The organism is Candidatus Izemoplasma sp. (assembly GCF_982632705.1).
The window spans coordinates 1-1,525 of record NZ_CEXEES010000117.1 but is presented as its reverse complement, the minus strand read 5'-3'; the positions used below and the strand labels follow the sequence as shown (position 1 = coordinate 1,525).

Here is a 1,525-nt window from a genome sequence, read left to right as displayed (position 1 = left end):
GCATGTCTAATGCGGTATAGCAATGGATCTCTCATTTTCATGTTTGCAGCAGACATATCAATCTTAGCCCTTAAAACATGCTCTCCATCTTTAAATTCACCATTTTTCATTCTCTGAAAAAGGTCTAAGTTCTCTTCAATTGAACGCTCGGCAAATTTACTACGTTTACCAGCTTCTTTCACAGTACCACGATACTCACGCATTTTCTCTTCATCAAGAGAGTCAACATACGCTTTCCCCATCTTAATAAGCTCTAGAGCATAATCATAGAGTTTAGGAAAATAATCAGAAGTAAATTTTACATTATCATCCCAGTTGAAACCAAGCCACTCAACAGCATCTTTGAGAGCTTCTACATATTGTGTATCTTCTGTCGTTGGATTAGTATCATCCATTCTTAGGTTACAATGTCCATGATAGTCATTTGCGATACCAAAATTTATACAAATAGATTTAGCGTGACCAATGTGTGGAAACCCGTTAGGTTCTGGAGGAAATCGTGTAACAACCTCTTTATATTTGCCTGACTTTAAATCTTTCTCAACTATTGTACGTAAAAAATCTTTGTTCTCACTCATTATTATTAAACCTTTTGATTTTGAAACTCTTATAAGAGTTGTAGTTTAGCAAATTAGAGCTTATAACATCTTAGATAAAGGGGTTTTATTAGCTAAAACTTGATAGAATTCCGAAGATTACATTATGCATGAATACGAATGCTAAGATTTGCCCCCAGCCCGCCTGGTGATATGCACATTGGGAGTTTAAGAGTTGCCCTCTTTAACTACATTGTCTCACAGCAAAAAAAAGAAGATTTAATTATTAGAATTGAAGATGCAGATAAAGATAAAAATATAGAAGGTAAAGATAAAGAGATACTCGATATCTTAGACCTTTTTGGTATTACTTACTCGCAAACAATTTATCAGAGTGAAAGTGCACGTTTTCATTCTGCAATGGCGTTACAACTTATTCATGATAAAAAAGCATTTTCTTGTTTTTGCTCATGGCAGTGGATACAAAAGAAACAAGAAGAGGCAAAAGCAAGTAAAAAAGATTATAAGTACGATGATGCATGTGCAAATCTTCCAGCTGAGTTAGTAATAGATAACCTAAGTCCATTTACAATTCGAATACACAAGCCCACTGAAGATATTATTGTAAAAGATTACATTCAAGGCGAAACAACATTTAAGCCAGCTAATATTGACAGTTTTATGCTTTTAAAGCAAGATAAAACTCCGATGTATGTTTTTGCATGTGCAGTGGATGATATGCTAAGTGATATATCTATTGTAATTCGTAACGAAGAGTTCTTCGGTAGTGCACCAGAAGAAACTCACATTCGGAATGCTTTAGGATACGATAAAAAAGTTGAGTATGCACATCTGCCAAATATCATTAATGATTCTGACTTCAGTGTTAAATATTTACTTGAAGAAGGTTTTTTACCAGAAGCTATATCAAATTATTTAATATCACTAGGAAATAAGACACCTAAAGAGATTTTTACACTGGGTGATGC

Annotated in this window: 2 protein-coding genes; one reads left to right on the top strand and one right to left on the bottom strand. The window is 34.0% G+C overall.

Annotated features, from left to right (window positions below):
* The coding region (locus AC2LE6_RS09010) for a glutamate--tRNA ligase family protein (RefSeq protein WP_484478926.1) at positions 1-578 on the bottom strand (578 nt) is incomplete at its 3' end.
* A gap of 171 nt (positions 579-749) precedes the next feature.
* Between AC2LE6_RS09010 and AC2LE6_RS09005 the strand changes: the two genes are divergently transcribed.
* A partial coding sequence (locus tag AC2LE6_RS09005; RefSeq protein WP_484478925.1) for a glutamate--tRNA ligase family protein occupies positions 750-1,525 on the top strand: 776 nt, incomplete at its 3' end.